17 protein-coding genes are annotated in these 16567 nt (G+C 41.4%); 7 read left to right on the plus strand and 10 right to left on the minus strand.

What is annotated here, in order from left to right; all coding sequences use genetic code 11:
• Positions 1-25 precede the first annotated feature (25 nt).
• The 3 genes from dnaQ to nudC all read left to right on the plus strand — a co-directional run bounded on the left by dnaQ (position 26) and on the right by nudC (position 4073).
• Positions 26-1525 carry a DNA polymerase III subunit epsilon gene (gene dnaQ / locus B1202_RS03405; protein ID WP_078189162.1) on the plus strand — a complete coding sequence of 500 codons (1500 nt, stop codon included), beginning with the start codon at positions 26-28 and terminating at the stop codon, positions 1523-1525.
• A 128-nt stretch (positions 1526-1653) separates the two neighbouring features.
• Positions 1654-3300: a chemotaxis protein gene (locus B1202_RS03410; protein ID WP_078189163.1), complete on the plus strand. Its 1647-nt coding sequence runs from the start codon at positions 1654-1656 to the stop codon at positions 3298-3300.
• On the plus strand, positions 3300-4073 hold the full coding sequence (nudC, locus tag B1202_RS03415; RefSeq protein ID WP_078189164.1) for an NAD(+) diphosphatase: 774 nt from the start codon (positions 3300-3302) through the stop codon (positions 4071-4073). Before B1202_RS03410 ends, nudC begins: the two co-directional genes overlap by 1 nt.
• Before the next feature lie 83 nt (positions 4074-4156).
• On the opposite strand, the gene B1202_RS03420 is transcribed toward nudC, so the two are convergent.
• From B1202_RS03420 to B1202_RS03435, 4 genes are read right to left on the minus strand one after another with little or no spacing between them, the layout of a single operon-like run.
• Positions 4157-5029, minus strand: coding sequence for an alpha/beta hydrolase (locus B1202_RS03420; protein ID WP_078189165.1), 873 nt, complete (start codon positions 5027-5029; stop codon positions 4157-4159).
• Positions 5030-5054: 25 nt separating this feature from the next.
• Positions 5055-5753: a BON domain-containing protein gene (locus B1202_RS03425; RefSeq protein ID WP_078189166.1), complete on the minus strand. Its 699-nt coding sequence runs from the start codon at positions 5751-5753 to the stop codon at positions 5055-5057.
• A gap of 60 nt (positions 5754-5813) precedes the next feature.
• Positions 5814-6221, minus strand: coding sequence for a YraN family protein (locus B1202_RS03430; RefSeq protein WP_078189228.1), 408 nt, complete (start codon positions 6219-6221; stop codon positions 5814-5816).
• 46 nt (positions 6222-6267) lie between these two features.
• Positions 6268-7212 carry a penicillin-binding protein activator gene (locus B1202_RS03435; RefSeq protein WP_078189167.1) on the minus strand — a complete coding sequence of 315 codons (945 nt, stop codon included), beginning with the start codon at positions 7210-7212 and terminating at the stop codon, positions 6268-6270.
• 10 nt (positions 7213-7222) lie between these two features.
• On the opposite strand from B1202_RS03435, the gene rsmI reads away from it, so the two are divergent.
• Entirely contained in the window at positions 7223-8065 is an 843-nt protein-coding gene (gene rsmI / locus B1202_RS03440) for a 16S rRNA (cytidine(1402)-2'-O)-methyltransferase (RefSeq protein ID WP_078189168.1), read from the plus strand.
• Positions 8066-8169: 104 nt separating this feature from the next.
• A complete protein-coding gene (locus B1202_RS03445) occupies positions 8170-8592 on the plus strand; it encodes a hypothetical protein (protein ID WP_078189229.1) in 423 nt (140 codons plus the stop codon).
• A 114-nt stretch (positions 8593-8706) separates the two neighbouring features.
• Here B1202_RS03445 and B1202_RS03450 read toward each other — a convergent pair whose 3' ends face one another.
• The 5 genes from B1202_RS03450 to B1202_RS03470 form a co-directional block, all read right to left on the minus strand.
• A complete protein-coding gene (locus B1202_RS03450) occupies positions 8707-8955 on the minus strand; it encodes a hypothetical protein (protein ID WP_078189169.1) in 249 nt (82 codons plus the stop codon).
• A 174-nt stretch (positions 8956-9129) separates the two neighbouring features.
• Positions 9130-10374 (minus strand): FAD-dependent monooxygenase, encoded by a 1245-nt coding sequence (locus B1202_RS03455; RefSeq protein WP_078189170.1) that lies wholly within the window; start codon positions 10372-10374, stop codon positions 9130-9132.
• Complete coding sequence (ubiH, locus tag B1202_RS03460) at positions 10371-11579, minus strand: 2-octaprenyl-6-methoxyphenyl hydroxylase (protein ID WP_078189171.1); 1209 nt, start codon at positions 11577-11579, stop codon at positions 10371-10373. Before ubiH ends, B1202_RS03455 begins: the two co-directional genes overlap by 4 nt.
• Before the next feature lie 355 nt (positions 11580-11934).
• Positions 11935-12894 carry an alpha/beta fold hydrolase gene (locus B1202_RS03465; RefSeq protein WP_078189172.1) on the minus strand — a complete coding sequence of 320 codons (960 nt, stop codon included), beginning with the start codon at positions 12892-12894 and terminating at the stop codon, positions 11935-11937.
• 136 nt (positions 12895-13030) lie between these two features.
• Positions 13031-14230 (minus strand): MFS transporter, encoded by a 1200-nt coding sequence (locus B1202_RS03470; RefSeq protein ID WP_078189173.1) that lies wholly within the window; start codon positions 14228-14230, stop codon positions 13031-13033.
• 154 nt (positions 14231-14384) lie between these two features.
• On the opposite strand from B1202_RS03470, the gene B1202_RS03475 reads away from it, so the two are divergent.
• Positions 14385-14981 (plus strand): TetR/AcrR family transcriptional regulator, encoded by a 597-nt coding sequence (locus B1202_RS03475; RefSeq protein WP_078189174.1) that lies wholly within the window; start codon positions 14385-14387, stop codon positions 14979-14981.
• Between the two features lie 112 nt (positions 14982-15093).
• On the opposite strand, the gene B1202_RS03480 is transcribed toward B1202_RS03475, so the two are convergent.
• On the minus strand, positions 15094-15462 hold the full coding sequence (locus B1202_RS03480) for a MerR family transcriptional regulator (protein WP_078189175.1): 369 nt from the start codon (positions 15460-15462) through the stop codon (positions 15094-15096).
• A gap of 75 nt (positions 15463-15537) precedes the next feature.
• Between B1202_RS03480 and B1202_RS03485 the strand changes: the two genes are divergently transcribed.
• Positions 15538-16332: an alpha/beta fold hydrolase gene (locus B1202_RS03485; RefSeq protein ID WP_078189176.1), complete on the plus strand. Its 795-nt coding sequence runs from the start codon at positions 15538-15540 to the stop codon at positions 16330-16332.
• Positions 16333-16567 lie beyond the last annotated feature (235 nt).

Below are 16567 nucleotides of genomic sequence, written 5' to 3' on the forward strand. Positions count from 1 at the left end.
GCTCGTTTTTCTCCGGATTTGATTTATGTCTCAAACAATCACGCTTTATGTTGATGGTGCATGTAAAGGCAACCCTGGCTTAGGGGGTTGGGGGGCGTATATCATCCGTGAAACTGGAGAAGAAAAACTCTGCGGCGGCGAAGCTGAAACCACCAATAACCGTATGGAATTGACTGCCGCAATTGAAGGCATTCAACATTGTCCGTCCGATGCAAAACTGATCATTTGGACAGACTCCAACTATGTCAAACAAGGCATTACCGAGTGGATTCATGGTTGGAAAAAGAAAAACTGGAAGGATGTTAAAAATCCAGATCTGTGGAAATTACTGGATGCAACTTGTCAGGGTCGGGAAATTGAATGGAACTGGATTAAAGGGCATGCAGGCCATCCGGGAAATGAAATGGCCGATCAATTGGCCAATCTAGGCGCGGAAAAAACCCTTGAACAGATCAAACAAGCGGCATCAACTACAGCTGAAGCGCCTAAAAAAAAAGCTGAACCGGATTGGTTGTTAAATGATCCGTTTGGACTCGAATTTGCTGATAGCGACGATGAAGAAGAAATCTCTGAAGAAGCTACGATTGCAAATGAAAGCATTGTTGACGCTTCAATTCAGGAAGCTTCAATTGCTCAGCCGCTAGAAATTGCTCCATCGCTTGAAATCTCTGCTGAGACAGCGATCAATGCAGAGCAGGTTGATGACATTGCGTTAGAACAACAAGCAACTGACACTGCTTCAACGTTGAATACAGCTGCTCCTACACAGTCTAAGCAAGCTGCTGAAATCCATCCAATGATTGTCATTACACCAGCAACCGTCGATGTATCTGGCCCACGACAATTAATTTTGGATACGGAAACCACGGGTTTCTATTTCCAAGATGGAGACCGTATTATTGAAGTCGGTGCGGTGGAAATGATTAACCGTAAACTGACCGGCAGCTCAATTCATATTTATATCAACCCGCAAAAACCTGTCGGTGAATCTGAAAATATTCACGGAATCAGTGATGACTTTCTAAAAGACAAACCACTGTATGCTGAAATTGCTGATGTCTTATTTGACTATCTAAAAGGCGCAGAAATCATTGCGCATAACGCAACCTTCGATATGAACTTCCTAGATATGGAGTTCAAACGTGCAGGTTTTGTGGCCTTATCGGAAGTTTGCGAAGTCACCGATACCTTGGCTATGGCCAAATCCAAGCATCCAGGCCAGAAAAACTCACTCGATGCGTTGGTGCGTCGTTATGAAATTCCACAACGTGACCGTACCTTCCATGGTGCCTTACTCGATGCGGAAATTCTGTCTGACGTATACCTAGCAATGACGGGCGGTCAGGTATCCTTTGATATCGATGCCCTGACCCACTCGCAAAATGAAGATGGTTCGCAAACCCGCACCGCTGTTGAAATTGAATTACCGGTAATTTTACCTTCAGCGGATGAACTTGAAGCCCATGAGACATGGGTCAAACAATTTGAAGAAAAACATGGTACACCTTGCCTTTTTGCGAAATAAAATCTAAATTTCGTGTTACTTTTTGTATATAAACAATTCTTACATACGCTATAGTAAAACCATAAACATGGACCGCCTTAAGGGGCGGTTAATAAACAAGATAAAACATCTAGGAAAGGTGCAGATACATGTCTTACCAAACCTCTATCCATTTTGATCCAACGGCTTTGCTGATAATAAAAAATGAGGTTGATAACTCAATCAAGTTAGTCGAATCAGCAGTCAGCACCTTAGTTGAAGATCAAACTTTACCTTTCGGGATTGATGATGCACTGATTCAATTTGAACAATGTGCTCAAGTATTAGCTTTAGTTGATATGCCAAGTTTGGCAAAAATCGCTCAATATTCAGCAGAGTTAATGCGCAAGATCATGGGGAATCCTGCGCAAATTAACACTCAAGATGTCATCGCACTGAGCGAAGGCACGACCATGCTGAAACGCTATATCGAATTTATCTGCTTGCGTGAAGTTAAAATTCCACAGTTCCTACTCGATAGTCTGAATCGTTTAGAACTGTCTTTAGGTAAACCTTTAACGTCAGAAGGCCAACACATTGAGTCCCTACTCGATTGTATTACTCCTGACTTTGACTTACCTCAAGCGCCTGCACTTGAAAAATCAAAATACGTTCACCGTTTGTATAAGTTGGCGTTGAATAAATTGATTAAACAAGAAGAAACTGAGCTAGATCTGCAAGCGATTAAATTGGTCGGTGCGTATTTAGCAGGTCTTTCAGACAAACATCCAAGCAAACAATATTGGAACTTGGTTTTTGTTGCGTTTAATCAAATTGATCAAATCTTGATTACCGATGCTCGCTTACGTACCTTGGTAAGCATTGAACGCAATATGGCTCAATATTTTGCAGGCACTGAGCGCTTTAAAGCCTCCATTTCTGATTTAGCCAATGTCTTAAGCCTAAGCATTAGCCAAGAAGATGACATTTCTCATCATATTCGTGGCAAGTTAAATATCGGTGAAGACCTTCTCACCGACACGCAATTGCAAGTTTTCAGTCGTCATTTATACGGTCCTGACTTTGACACCATGCACACCATTGGTGAATTGGTTACAACTGAAATGACGCAAATTCGTAATGATATTGAATTTAACTATCAAAATATGACGCCTGAAAAAACCCAAGAACTTCAAGCGAAATTGAACGAATTGGCAAATATTTTCAAAGTCTTGAACTTAAATGAAGCGTATAACGACTTGTCGCGTCAAGCCGCGTCATTAGGTAATGCTGAGATTTTACAAGATGAAAGCTTTGCCCAGCAGTTGATGAACAATATCTTGTCTGCCATGAACTCGATTGGTGTGCTTGAACGTCATCACACTTCTAGCCGCTTACAACTTCGTGTGAATAATATGAATATTTCACTCGACCGTTTAGATGAAGCACATGCTGCCCTGTTAAATGAGACCAAGGTTTTAATTGATGCTGCTAGCCAATCTTTGGTTCAGTATTTACAAAACCAAGATTTGACACAACTTGAAGCGACTGCAACTCAATTCCGCGAAATTGGTGGTGCAATGTTGTTCCTTAATGCAGATGCAGCTCAAAATGCACTGAACTCAACAGCTCAATTCATTTTGAAACGTGTTGAATCTTCAACAACGATTGAAGCAAATGAAGTGAATCAAGCATTAGATTCATTGGCAAGCGCAGATATGTTGATTGACAATTTAAAGAACAAACAACCTGTTTTACAGGGCATGTTTAAGGTAGCATTGGACAGTAGCGAAAAACTGAAATCAGCAGCGGCCTAATGTCTAAATTATCACTTGCGTATATCTTCAAACAACAGCAATTGCTGGTCGATGAAAACTTTCAACTTCCCGAAGTTGAGCAACTCGCAAGTGATTTAAATATTGGCACGGGTGATCAAGTGATTGCCCGTGACCTACTTGAAAATGAGCCAATTCCTGATGGCTTACAACTCATCCCTATTCGCCAGCTTCTACAATTGTGGAATGTTCAGCAATTTGAACAAGCCAGCCGTGCTATTCAACTCTTAGAATGGCGCCGTAATCATAAATTTTGTAGCCACTGCGGTACAGCAACTCAAGTCCATGCCACAGAATACGCCATGGTTTGTCCCGCTTGCGGCTATCACCAATACCCTCGTGTCAATCCTTGTGTCATTACCGTCATTACCCGTGGTGAAGATGAAATCTTATTGGCAAAAAATGCGAAAAATGTCCGTGCCATGTATGGACTGATCGCGGGTTTTGTTGAAGTGGGCGAAACTTTAGAAGAAGCGGTTCGTCGTGAAACTGAAGAAGAAGTGGGTTTAAAGGTCAAAAATATTCAATATCTGGCAAGCCAACCTTGGCCATTCCCAAGTAATTTGATGATCGCCTTTAAAGCAGAATATGCTGCTGGTGAACTTCAGTTACAAGAAGAAGAAATCAGTGATGCGGCATTCTTTAAATTTGATGCATTACCTGAAATTCCTTTCAAAGGAAGTATCGCCCATTCGATGATTATGCATGTCATCCATGGTTCTGCGGTTGCAGATGACACCCAAGCATGGTTATAAACAGCTATTTTTAATAAAAAATCAGTCAATAAAAAACCGCCATACTTGGCGGTTTTTTATTATTCATCATTTAACCAAAGACATTAACGTGGACTAATTTCATCGAGTACACGCATGATTTCAGCTTTGGTTTTAAAGAAGCGACTAAATAGGCTCGAAACAGAACCAATCATCGTGATGTGCCCAACACGTGGGATTTGAATCAACTGACTGTGGTTGCCTGAGGCTTTTAATCGGCGATCTAAATCTTCACTATTGCTATAGCCAACGATATTGTCTTTATCCGCAGTGAATAGATAATGCTTTACTTGATTGTGCTCAACAAAATAATATGGCATCACTTGTTGATACGGTACACTTTGATCAAAGGCATCTGCACAAATCGGATCACCTTTATAATCAAAATGATATGGCCCTGCCAAACCCACGATTGCACGAATATTCTCTTTCACTTGCAGCTGATATGGCGTCGGATGATACAGTGCAGACATGACATTAAATGCCCCTGCCGAATGTCCCATTAACACCACATTTTCCACTTCAATTTGCAACTTATGCTGAGACTGCGTCAAATAGTTTAATGCAAGGCTAAGATCATCAATTGAAGCCGGAAAAATATATTCAGGTGCGAGATGGTAATTGATGACTGCAACATCGAAGCCTTCTTTGGCAAAAGCCTCACCAATGAACCCATAATCCTTTTTGTCACCATGCATCCATGCTCCACCATGTACAAACACGATGAGTGGACGTTGCTGACGAGGTGCTGACGTGCGATACAAATCTAGACGATGTCGCGCTTTTAGACCATAAGGGATATTGTTTTGAACACGATATCCTTGTTTGGGTGTCAGTCGATTTAAGGCATAACTGCCAAAATCATATAGCCGAAAATCTCGGTATAAGGATTTAGCCAACTCCAGTTTTTGCTGGAGTTGCAGAGACCATTGATTCATATATTACAACATCAATTCCAACAATTTATTGAGCATTTGGATCGACAGCATCCGGATCTATCGCAACAGGCGTTTGTACTTCAGGTTGCACATTACCTACCGCAGGTGTGGTGTAACTTGAGTTAATCGAACGTGCCTGTGGATTTGGGTTCTGATCAATATTGTCAATTAAAGTCACAATGCGAGTCACGTTCCCCACTTGCTGTAATACCTGATTTAAATCGTTAACTTCAGCCGTGTTTAAACGTCCCATCACATACAGCACAGCATCTTCGGTATGTAAATGAACTTTGCTATCAGACACCACAGGTGCTTTCATAATCAAACCGCGGGTATTTGCAGTGACCGCAGTATCTTGCATGATCGTGCTATAGCTGATCTGATTACCCACTGTAATATAGTTATGTACAGTTTTAACATCACTCATTGAACGGACATTTTCTTCTGCCAATTCTTTCAAATGATTATCTGGCACTTGCCCAGTCAATAAGACATTGCCATGAAAACTTTCAATATTGACACGTGACTGTTTAAAACGAGTATCTAATTTATATAAGTTAATTTTTGCTGTTCGAACAATGGAAGAGTCAATAAAAACTTGTCCCAATGAGCGTGCGCCGCTTTCAGTTCCTACAGGTGCTGATCCTGTTCCATTCGAAATAAAACTCGCACAGCCAGATAAACTTGCGACACAAAGCATCGTTATTGCAATACGCTTAACCACTCAGCACGACTCCTCAAATTTCCACACGTATTTTTCTATGCGTTTACACAGTTTGTTTTATCAGAGATTAATCAACTCTTGATCAAAAGTAAAAGCATTTTCAATCCATTGCTGATGATACGGGTATTTAGAAAAGTCTTGCTGTAGTGTTTTTGCAAAGTGTTGATAAAAATCAAAACAAATTGCATCAAAGCGACAATAATAATTTTGAAAATGTGACTGTTCATTTAAAAAATGCAACGCAGTCTTCATCATCTTACGTTGTTTGTGAATAGAGATACTTTCAACGGCTTGGGCATAGCGGGTATTCGAACGGGCTTTAACTTCGATAAACACCAATTCTTGACCACGCACAACGATCAAATCAATTTCACCATAACGACTATGATAATTCTGTTGCACCTGTACATAGCCTTGCTGCTCAACCAAATGCAACGCTTGCCGTTCTGCCCATTGCCCCAGATTCATCTGTCCCAAATTCATCTGCTCTAAGTTTAGCTGCATCGTTTCATCCCTAAAGTGAGATCGCAACGATGCCTTTTTTACTTCGCTCATAGCAGTGAGGAACACGCTGAATATTGTTTTGACTAATTTTGATTAGCCCTGTTCGCCCCTGAAACTCAATGCTTTTTAATTTCGGTTCTTGCAAATATTGTTTTGCGATATGCCATGTGTCTCCGCCAAACGCTAAAAGACGTTGATATGGCATATCTACTGGATTTTCCTCATATGCTCGGATCAGGTCAGGCCAACGCGCGTCATGCAAGGAAGGTGCATCACAAAATTTCAGCCCTACAGGAATGGGCTTAGTGGCTTCAATCGCATTGGCGACGGTATATAGTTTTGCTTTGGGCAGTTTTTTTTGACTGTTTAACCATTCATTATTGCCTAACAACAGCACCCCTTGATTTTTGTCTAGCTTCTTTGGGAGTTGTTCAACCACTTGAATCGGCACTGAACTTTGACTAATTAAGGACATGAGCAGTAATTCATGTTCTGCCTCAGTTGCGGGCTGACGTAAAACTAGCACCTGCGCTAATTTGTCTTTTTCAAAGACCTTTTGGAGTGCTAAAGCATCATCACGTTTCGATAAACTGTACTGCCAGACATTTGGAATCTGGCTTGTCGTTTCATTTAAAGCCAACACGCGGACTTTAGGCTTTGCTTTTACAAGTGCCTCAACATCTTGACGTGCTAATGGACCAATCACCAATTGAGTTTTTTTATTCACCTGTTGCTTCAATATCGCTGCAATTTGCTTTTGATTTGAATCCACAAACTTAATGGGTACTTTGTAGTCTGATGATTGATATGCGCTATTGAAACCTTGCTTAATACTGGATGCGGCTCGCGCCATAGGGCCAGATTCAGGTAGAATGACCAAGACGTCTGCCTGTGCAGCAGTAAACAGACTGCTTAAAAGGCAAAGACCCAAAATTTTGTTCTTATTATCCAACATGGAGAAACCTATGAGTGCTCAGTTATTTGTTGTTGCAACTCCAATCGGGCACTTAGATGATATTAGTTATCGTGCAATTGAGGTATTGAAGTCGGTTAAAATTATTGCCGCCGAGGATACACGAACTTCAGCACAATTACTTAAACATTTTAGTATCAATACACCTTTAACCGCCTGCCACGACCATAACGAAAGCAACAAAATAGACCAGCTCATTGAACGCCTAGAAAAGGGTGAAAATATGGCGCTGATCAGTGATGCAGGCACGCCATTGATCAGTGACCCCGGCTTTAAATTGGTTCGAGCTGCACAAGAAAAAAATATTCGTGTCATTCCTGTGCCGGGTGCCTGTGCTGCCATTGCAGCTCTCAGTGCTGTCGGCCTACCCAGTGACCGTTTTAGTTTCGAAGGCTTTTTACCTTCTAAACAGTCACAACGTCTTTTAGCATTGGAAAAATTGAAAGACGAAACTCAAACCATGATTATTTATGAAGCGCCGCACCGTATCGTGGACTGCCTAAAAGATATGTCGAATGTCTTTGGTGCAGATCGTCCTGTGGGCTTTGCACGTGAAATTACCAAAACATTTGAAACCATTAAAAAAATGTCTTTGGGTGAGTTAGTTCATTTTGTCGAATCTGATCACAATCAGCAAAAAGGCGAAATCGTTTTAGTGATTGGTGGTGCGACCGAAGAAAAAGACCTAGAGCAAGAAAAGTTAGACAAATTGCTGACACGTTTACTTCAAGATTTGTCCGTGAAAGCTGCCTCTCAGTTGGCTGCAGATTTAACTGGGATTAAAAAGAAAGTGGCCTATCAACGTGCTTTAGAGTTAACCCAAGCGAACGATTAAGCTTAATTTTTTTTATTTTTAATTTGAACCGCTTATGGGACCTACGGGTTCCATAAGCTATCCCATACAATAATTTAAATAGAATGAAAAAAGTTGCTTATAACATGTCCATAAATCTATCTGTCAAAAAACCGCTGGTGTTCATTCTCTTTAATCTGGTTTGGCTCACGGCCCTTGCACATATTATTTATACTGGCATTCAACCCTATCCGCACTATATTAGTGGCGAGCAAATGACGGCTGATGTAGGTGCGATTGCGATGGTCTGTGGATATTGTTCCCTCTATTTTGTAGTCGGTAATGTACTGAAACTGAGCCAATTTGGGGATAGACATCGTTATTGGGCTTATATCGTTTTGAGTGCGGTATTACTTTTTCAATCTTTTGTTGCTGCTGTAGCAGCCATGCATGCACCACCGTATATTGCTGCATTTATTATCAATTGTATGTTTTTGCTTTTACTGCATTTTGTGTTCTATCCTATTTACGCGATCAGTCGTAAATATATGAAGCCAAAGACGGCTTAAAATAACTTCACAACGTCATAACTAAACATGCTTAGTTTAAAAATGAATGACCATCAGCCTCGCACAAGCGAATGAAGCAAAAAAAACACCACATGACGTGGTGTTTTTTCATTTTTAATCTTTTGCCGATTCGTCTGGAGGGACTTCGGTAATACGACCACCACGCGCTAAGAACGCCGCAACTTCATCTTCAAGCGCCTGACGTTGTTTTAGTTTTGCAGTCACTGTTAATGTTTCAGCTTCAGAGGTGTCACCATCAGAGGCAGAGTCAGCTGCATCACCTGCACCTTTTTCAGCTGCTTGTGCTTCATCTTCATCAACTACTGAATCTTCTGGATCATCATAATCGTTCATATCAGTCATTGTGTTCTCCCCGCGAATGACTTCTGTTTGCCAGCGAATGGCTGGTTTTAAATTAACAGAAATTTAGCAATCTCTGAGCATTTCGACTAGTACCCATAATCAAAAAATCGTATCTTTTTTAATCAAAATCGTAACCTTGTTTATACGACTGTCTAAAAAATATCTGACTTTGACCTAAGCTGCGTAGATTGTATCTTTTAAAATATTCAGACCATTGGCTTGCGCCATAAACGCATCTTTAAGAACAGTCTGATTTTCCACTTGTTTTAAACCAAAGTTTCGCGCCCACACCACAGGAGAAAAAGTGGTGGTTTCTAACCAACCAATCGCGGACATACTATGCATCATGGCATCGTTTTGCCCTTTACGGCGGTGTTCATAGCGCTTCAAACTTTGTTCATGTGCCCACACACCCCGTTTTTTATCGGTCAAAAGCACATCGCAAAGTACTGCTGCGTCTAAACAGCCAATATTCACGCCTTGTCCTGCAAGTGGATGAATCACATGAGCCGCATCACCAATCAACGCCAGACCATCATGAACGTATTGCTGCGCAGCTCGTGCCTTCAATGGAAATTTGGCACGTGGTGTTGCGTCTAAGACTTCACCGAGCATGTGATGACTTTCTCGAGTGAGCAACGCAGTAAATTCAACATCGGATAAAGCCACATATTCATCGGCATAATCATCTGGCAAGGTCCACACAATCGATTGCCAATAACCGCTTTCTTCATTTTTCAGACTCGCCATCGGCAAAAATGCCAAAGGCCCTGTTTCTAAGAAAATTTGACGTGCTACATGCTGATGCGGTTGGGCGGTTTTAATTGCACAGCTCACACCGGCTTGTTTATAGTCCAGCACATCTAGATCGATGAAAGCTTGCTCACGGACAAATGAGTTTGCACCATCTGCACCAATCACCAGTTTTGTTTTAAGCTGGGTACCATCTGCAAGGTGAATGATCCACACACCAACGCCACGCTCAACTCGACTGACCTTAACTTGGGTTCGGTAGTCTTCAAGCTGTTCTAGCATTTTTTCTTGAATGGCTAAATTCAATATGCTTGGTTCAACCATTGAACCTAAAGCTTGCTCAACTGATGGCGTTTGCTCTGCAACATGACCAAAATTGATTTCGCCATAGCCATTTTTATTCCACACCTGCATACCAGTATAAGGCTGCTGACGGGCAAGCTTTTCCCAAACGCCCACGGTCTTGAGTAAATGAATAGTGGCTTGACTGAGCGCCAAAACCCGAGGATTCGCAACACTTTTGGTTTTTTCTGCATCCAAAATAGGTGCCGCATCCAATACCGTAGCCTGTACGCCACCTTGCGCTAAAAGTAATGCTGTTAACCCACCGACCAAACCACCGCCGACAATTACGGCATCCAATACATCTGTATGATTTAAACTCATGCTTTTAGCCCCATTGCATAATTCGCGACCAAAGGCTTGATACCCGGAATGGTGTCAAAGGCAACCAATCCTGTATTACGGATCAATTTTAAAATTGGGTTCTGGTTGCTAAAACCACGTACAACTGAATCACAGAATTTAATCACACGCTGCTGATCGGTCAGGCGCGATTTTTCATAATCCAGCAGCATAGCTGCATCACCCAAATCAGCACCTTGGGTACTTTGCTCTGTTAAATAACGGCGCAGTACATAGGCATCACGCATACATAAGTTAAAACCCTGACCCGCCACTGGATGAATGGTATGTGCAGCATTGCCCATCAGCACTACACGGCCGACAGCTTGTTTTTCTGCAAGCACTTGGGATAATGGGAAGCTGAAACGTTTACCCGTTTTTTGGAATTTACCTGCACGGTCACCATAGGTTTCTTGTAAGGCATCTAAGAAGTGCTGATCATTTTCATCACCCATCCACTCGCCTTCAGTTCCTTTAGGCACTGGCCAAACCACTGAACGGCGGTATTCACCTGGCAATGGCAATAATGCAAGTGGCCCCAATGGACTAAAGCGCTCAAAGCCTACATGAGCATGCGGTTTAGAAGTTTGTACCGTCGTTACAATCGCAACTTGATCATAGTCATGTTCTGATGCACCAATGCCCAAGGCTTTACGGCAGAATGAATCACGACCATCTGCTGCAATCACAATTTTAGATTGCAGCTTGAGCTGTTCTTCAGCACGCTGTGCTTCTATATATGCAAAGTCTGCATCTTGCGTCAGTGAAGTCACTTGTACGCCATCAATTAATTCAATCAAAGGTTCTTTTTTGACTTCTGTGAGCAACACACGACCGAGCCATGCATTTTCAATAACTTGTCCAAAGCTTTCGACTTTTTCTTGTTCTGCTTTGAGTCGTGCCTTACCAAAACTGCCTTGCTCTGTAATATTCACTTCTAATATAGGCGTGGCGTGCTCCTGCAAAGCACTCCACAGGCCAAGTTCTTGATAAATCTGCACCGTACGGCGTGACAAGGCGCTGTTTCGCGCATCAAAACTAGAGTGATAAGGCGCAAGGTTTGCATCATCATAATTTGGGTATTTAATGGCTTCTAAAAGTTTTACGCCAATTTTGGCTTTGGCCAACATGAGTGCCAGACTTAAACCGACCATACCACCACCGACAATGATGACTTCTTGCTGCATGCTTGCTTCCTTTTTTATCAAGTATTCGAATTTAGGAAATTCACTCGAAATACATATAATCTGTAATGGATTTTATCTTACATCAAGGGCATGATTTTTTATAATGAAATACAAATTTGTTGCAGGTATTTGCACTGAATAAATACAAAATAAAGTCTATCTTGCCGCAAATATTCATCTTAAAAATAGCGAATCAATCAAGATCACAATAAAAAATGCTGAGTCCTTCAGACTCAGCCACAGGTTGTTTAATTCATCTTCATTTGAACAGGTCATGTTTGGATGCATTCAAATGGAGACATCTAGCTAAATACCTGATGCGTTGATGTTAAGCCTTGCGGTTTATACTTAGTGTTTACTTGGCATTTAAAAAGTCACCCACAGTTTTATTCAGTTCAGGCGCACACTCTTCAGGTAACCAATGGCCACAGTTTGGAATCACTTTACCCGTCACATTGGTCGCATATTGCTTCATTTGATCTACTTGGAATTGCCCCATACCACCATGACCGCCACCGCCAATCGCAAGCACTGGCATATTCAATTTGGTTTTGGAAATGGTTTCATTCTCTTTGATGGAATCATTCAGAGAACGGTAATATTCAAATGATGCATTCAGCGTATGCGGTTTGGAATACGACTTGGCATACATGTCTAACACTTGTGGTGTAAATACTGTTTTATTGGTGGCATGCTCATGAATAAAGTGGGTTAAAAAGAATTTTTCATGCCCTTTAATTAAGGTTTCAGCTAGGTTTTGTTTGGCTGCGAAGAAACTGAAATGCCAAACCAGTGATTCGCCTTCTTCTGAGAATGCTGGGAATTCATACATGCTTTTGTCTGGAATCGGCGCTTCCATAAACACCAATTTTTTAATTTTATCTTGATGCTTCACTGCCATTGGATAGCTATTCCAAATGCCAATATCATGTGCAACCAAATAAAACGGCTGATCATTGCTTAATTTTGTTGCCAACTTATATAAGATTTCAGATACATCTGAACCTTTAAAAGATTTGGGTGGCTGAGAAAGCCCAAGACCCGGCAAGTCGACCGCAACAACTGTGTAATTTTTCTCTAAAGTCGGCATAAGCTGGTGCCATTCATACCAAGACTGCCCAAAACCATGAACTAAAAATACCAAAGGCCCTTTTCCGCCTTTCACATAGTGCAGTTTCACGCCATCAATATCATCATAATAACTGCTATATCCCTTCATCACAGGAAATTCATGTGTGGTATTCAGTTGCGGTGCAGCTATCACGGATTGTGCTAAAGTCAGTGACGTGAATGTTGCGAGTAATAGTTTTTTCATAAAATTAAACCTCTTTGATTGTGTATTTACTGCTTTGTTGATTGTTGCGTTGTACTCAAACTGAATAACGTTTAAATCTTCATTTCATGTTTGATTTGATTGGTGTTTTGTTGTTTCATCTTTAGTTGATACTGGTTTAGAGATACTGAGTTTTAAAGCCATTCGACTTGGCACAAAGGGCAATGATGAACGCCGCAACTAAAATCAACAGCATGACCCAAGGCAAAACTTGTACGCCAAATTGATTGAGCAGCAAGCCGCCCAAAATACCGCCCAGTGCAATTGCGCCATTCCAAACCACCACATTAATAGACAAGGCAACATCGGCATGCTGTCCTGCTGCTTGTGCTAATGCCGTTTGTAAAAGTGTTGCAGCGCCGCCAAAGGTCAGTCCCCAAATGGCAATACTAAAAATCACCACTGGCGCTGAATATAAAAACAGTCCTAAGAGCAGTGAAATCACTGAAAAGATCAATAAACTGGCAATGACCAAATGTCTTAAATGCTGATCAATTAAATGACCTGTAAACCAAATGCTGAGTAAAGCCATCGCACCGAATAAAAATAAAATCTGGTCTACATGTGCGTCCAAATGGGACAAAGACAAAAATGGTGTAATGTAGGTATATAAAATGTTATGTGCCAGCATCCACGTCACAATCACTGCCAGTACGGAAAACACACCGGGTATTTTCAATACGCTGAAAATTAAATTTTCTGGTCGCGTTGTTTCACCTGAAAAGTCTGGAACTGCAATAAAGATCCAAATCACCAAGGCAATTGCCAAAGCAGACATCAAGAAAAATGTCATTTGCCAACCAATCATCTGCCCCAGCCAAGTGCCTAAAGGTATGCCCAGTGACAACGCAATGGGTGTCCCTACCATGGCAATTGCTAAAGCTTTGCCTTGCTGAGCTGGACTGACCATGCGTCTTGCATAACCTGCCAATAGGCTCCATGCCAAGCCTGCTGCGGCGCCTGCGCCAAAGCGAGAAATACAAGTCAAAATATAATGATCAGACAGCGCTGTAATTGAATTAAAAAGCAAAAAACCAAATACCGTCAGGAGTAAAGTACGGCGTCTTGGCCATGCACGTGTCCATATGGTGAGTGGAATTACCATCAGTAAAGAACCGAGGGCATAAATCGTAATCAGCTGTCCCGCTAAGGCTTCAGAAACATTCAGCCCTGCTGAGATTTGCGGTAATAAACCTGCTGGAATGGTTTCGGTAAAAATACAAATAAAGCCAGTCATGGCCAGTGCCAATAAAGCAAAAACTGGCATGGGCACATTATTTTTAGAATCCAGCGATACATCTTCTAACTGTTTCATCATGTTATTCACTTTTAATTGACTGATTGTTTAGCGCCATTTCAAATGCGCCCACACTTATGTATCGATTGGTATATAATTAAAAACAATGAATAGCCTTTTGTCAACGAGTTCTATATCGATTAGTATATTAATAATATGCAACAGGAGAGTTTTAATGGCGAAGACTGGACGTCCAAGAGAGTTTGACCGTGATGAGGCCTTGAAGCAGGCCATGTATTTATTTTGGAATTATGGTTATGAATCAACCTCTTTAAGCCAACTAAAAGTGGCTATGGGCGATATTTCTTCCCCGAGTTTTTATGCAGCCTTTGGCTCCAAAGAAAATTTGTTTCAAGAAGCAAGCCAATATTATATAGATACCTTTGCAACGGTGACTGAAGCGCTTTGGGATAATACGCTATCTGCCAAAGACGCAATCGGGTTAACCTTACAGCAATCTCTAGATATGCAATATGATCCAAGCCATCCTTTGGGCTGTATGGTGGCTTTGAGCACGGTGCTGGCGCCATCTGCAGAGCATCAGCATGTAATAGAAATATTGCGGCAATCTCGGCAGAAAACCCGCCAAGGGTTTATTCAAGCCCTGCAGCGCGGCATCGACTCTGGCGAAATACCAAAGGATATCGACAGCATTGGCTTAGCCACCATCTTTGATAGTTTCCTGACCGGCATTTCAAGTTTGGCCCGCGATCATGTCAAAAAAACCGATATCGAGTATGGCATCAGCAAGCTGCTCAAGCTTTTAGAATGATTGAGCAGCATAAGTTGATCCAATAGTGAGATGAAATAGTCAGATCAACTCATTTAATCAATTTATTTAGCCGTACAATCAGATTTTATCAAAAGCTTGGCGTGTTTTTCGCTTAGCTCAACATGCTCTTTTTTTGCTGCAAAATGTTTAAATAATCCGACAAATACTGCTGGCTGATTTGCAGGTTTTCAATTTTTTTATTGATATTGTCTAATTCATTTTTCAGCGAATCAATGACTTGTTCGCAAGGATCGACATCCAGCTGTTCAACCGAAATACACGGCAGCAAAAGGCTGATGGCTTGCAAATTCAGCCCTGCCTTGGTCAGCACGCGGATACGGCGCACCCGCTCTTCATCCTTGGCATTATAAATGCGATAGCCTGACTCACTGCGCATCGGAACGATTAATCCTTGATCTTCATAATAGCGAAGCATGCGGATGCTGATGCCTGATTTTTTAGCTAATTGACCAATTTGCATTTTTACCCCTTGACTCTCACAGCGCTGTCAGAGTTTATAGTGATTTCATTCCAAACACATGAGAATGTACAACGAATGAACTTATTTACAACAATCGAAAATGCAAAAATCTCCTATAGCGTTGATGGCAGCGGCCCATTAAACCTCGTGCTGGTGCATGGCGCAGGCGCAAACTCCAAGTCTAACTGGGGGCATTTTATTGAATTTCTTGCCCCGCACTATAAGGTAGTTCGTCCGAACTATTCAGGTTCGGGTGAAACAACCGATGATGGCCAGCCTTTAAGCACTGCGCAATTGGCAGAACAAGTAATTGCAGCCGCCAAAGCCGCCGATGCTGTGCCATTTGATTTAATCGGCTTTTCATTGGGCACCAGTGTTTCGGCTTATATCGCTGCTGAATACCCTGAATATGTAAAATCTGTGGTGTTATTGGCCCCTTATCTTAAAGGTAATGCCCGCACTAAGCTTCAATTTGAGCTATGGAAAGATTTAGGTCAAAACAACCGTAAAGCGATGTCGAGTATTATTATTCAAACAGGTTTTAGCGCAAACTTCACCTCGGCATGGGATGAAAACACTATGGCGCAAACCTTAGAAAACACGCTGCAAACCAATAATTGGGAAGGATTTATCCGCCAAGCTGAACTGCTGATTCATACCGATGTAACTGCTCAAGCGAAAAAAATCAACAAACCAACTTTGGTAATTGGCTGTACCTATGACTATATGGTGCCCGGTGTGCTGGCTAAAGACGCGGCAGCGCTGATTCCTCATGCTGAATATGCTGAACTGGCAGCTGGGCATATGGCTGTATATGAAAAACCGGAAGAGTTTTTAAAATTAGCGACTGAGTTTTTGCAAAAATCTTAATGTTTAATGAAGTTAAAAAGCCGGTCTGATGATCGGCTTTTTTTATGCAGAATATTCAAAATACACACTATTCATTTAAAGGTATTTAAATATGTGCCTTAAAATATTGTATGAAATTATTAATTTGCAGTATTCACGTTAACCCCTAAAAGCCTAATCTTCATTTATCCGTTGTAAATTTTTACAAAAATTAAAGCAAATTTCACTTAAATTAACCCTTTATATTTATTCTATT

The sequence above is a fragment of the Acinetobacter amyesii genome, assembly GCF_002018365.1.
GTDB lineage: Bacteria > Pseudomonadota > Gammaproteobacteria > Pseudomonadales > Moraxellaceae > Acinetobacter > Acinetobacter amyesii.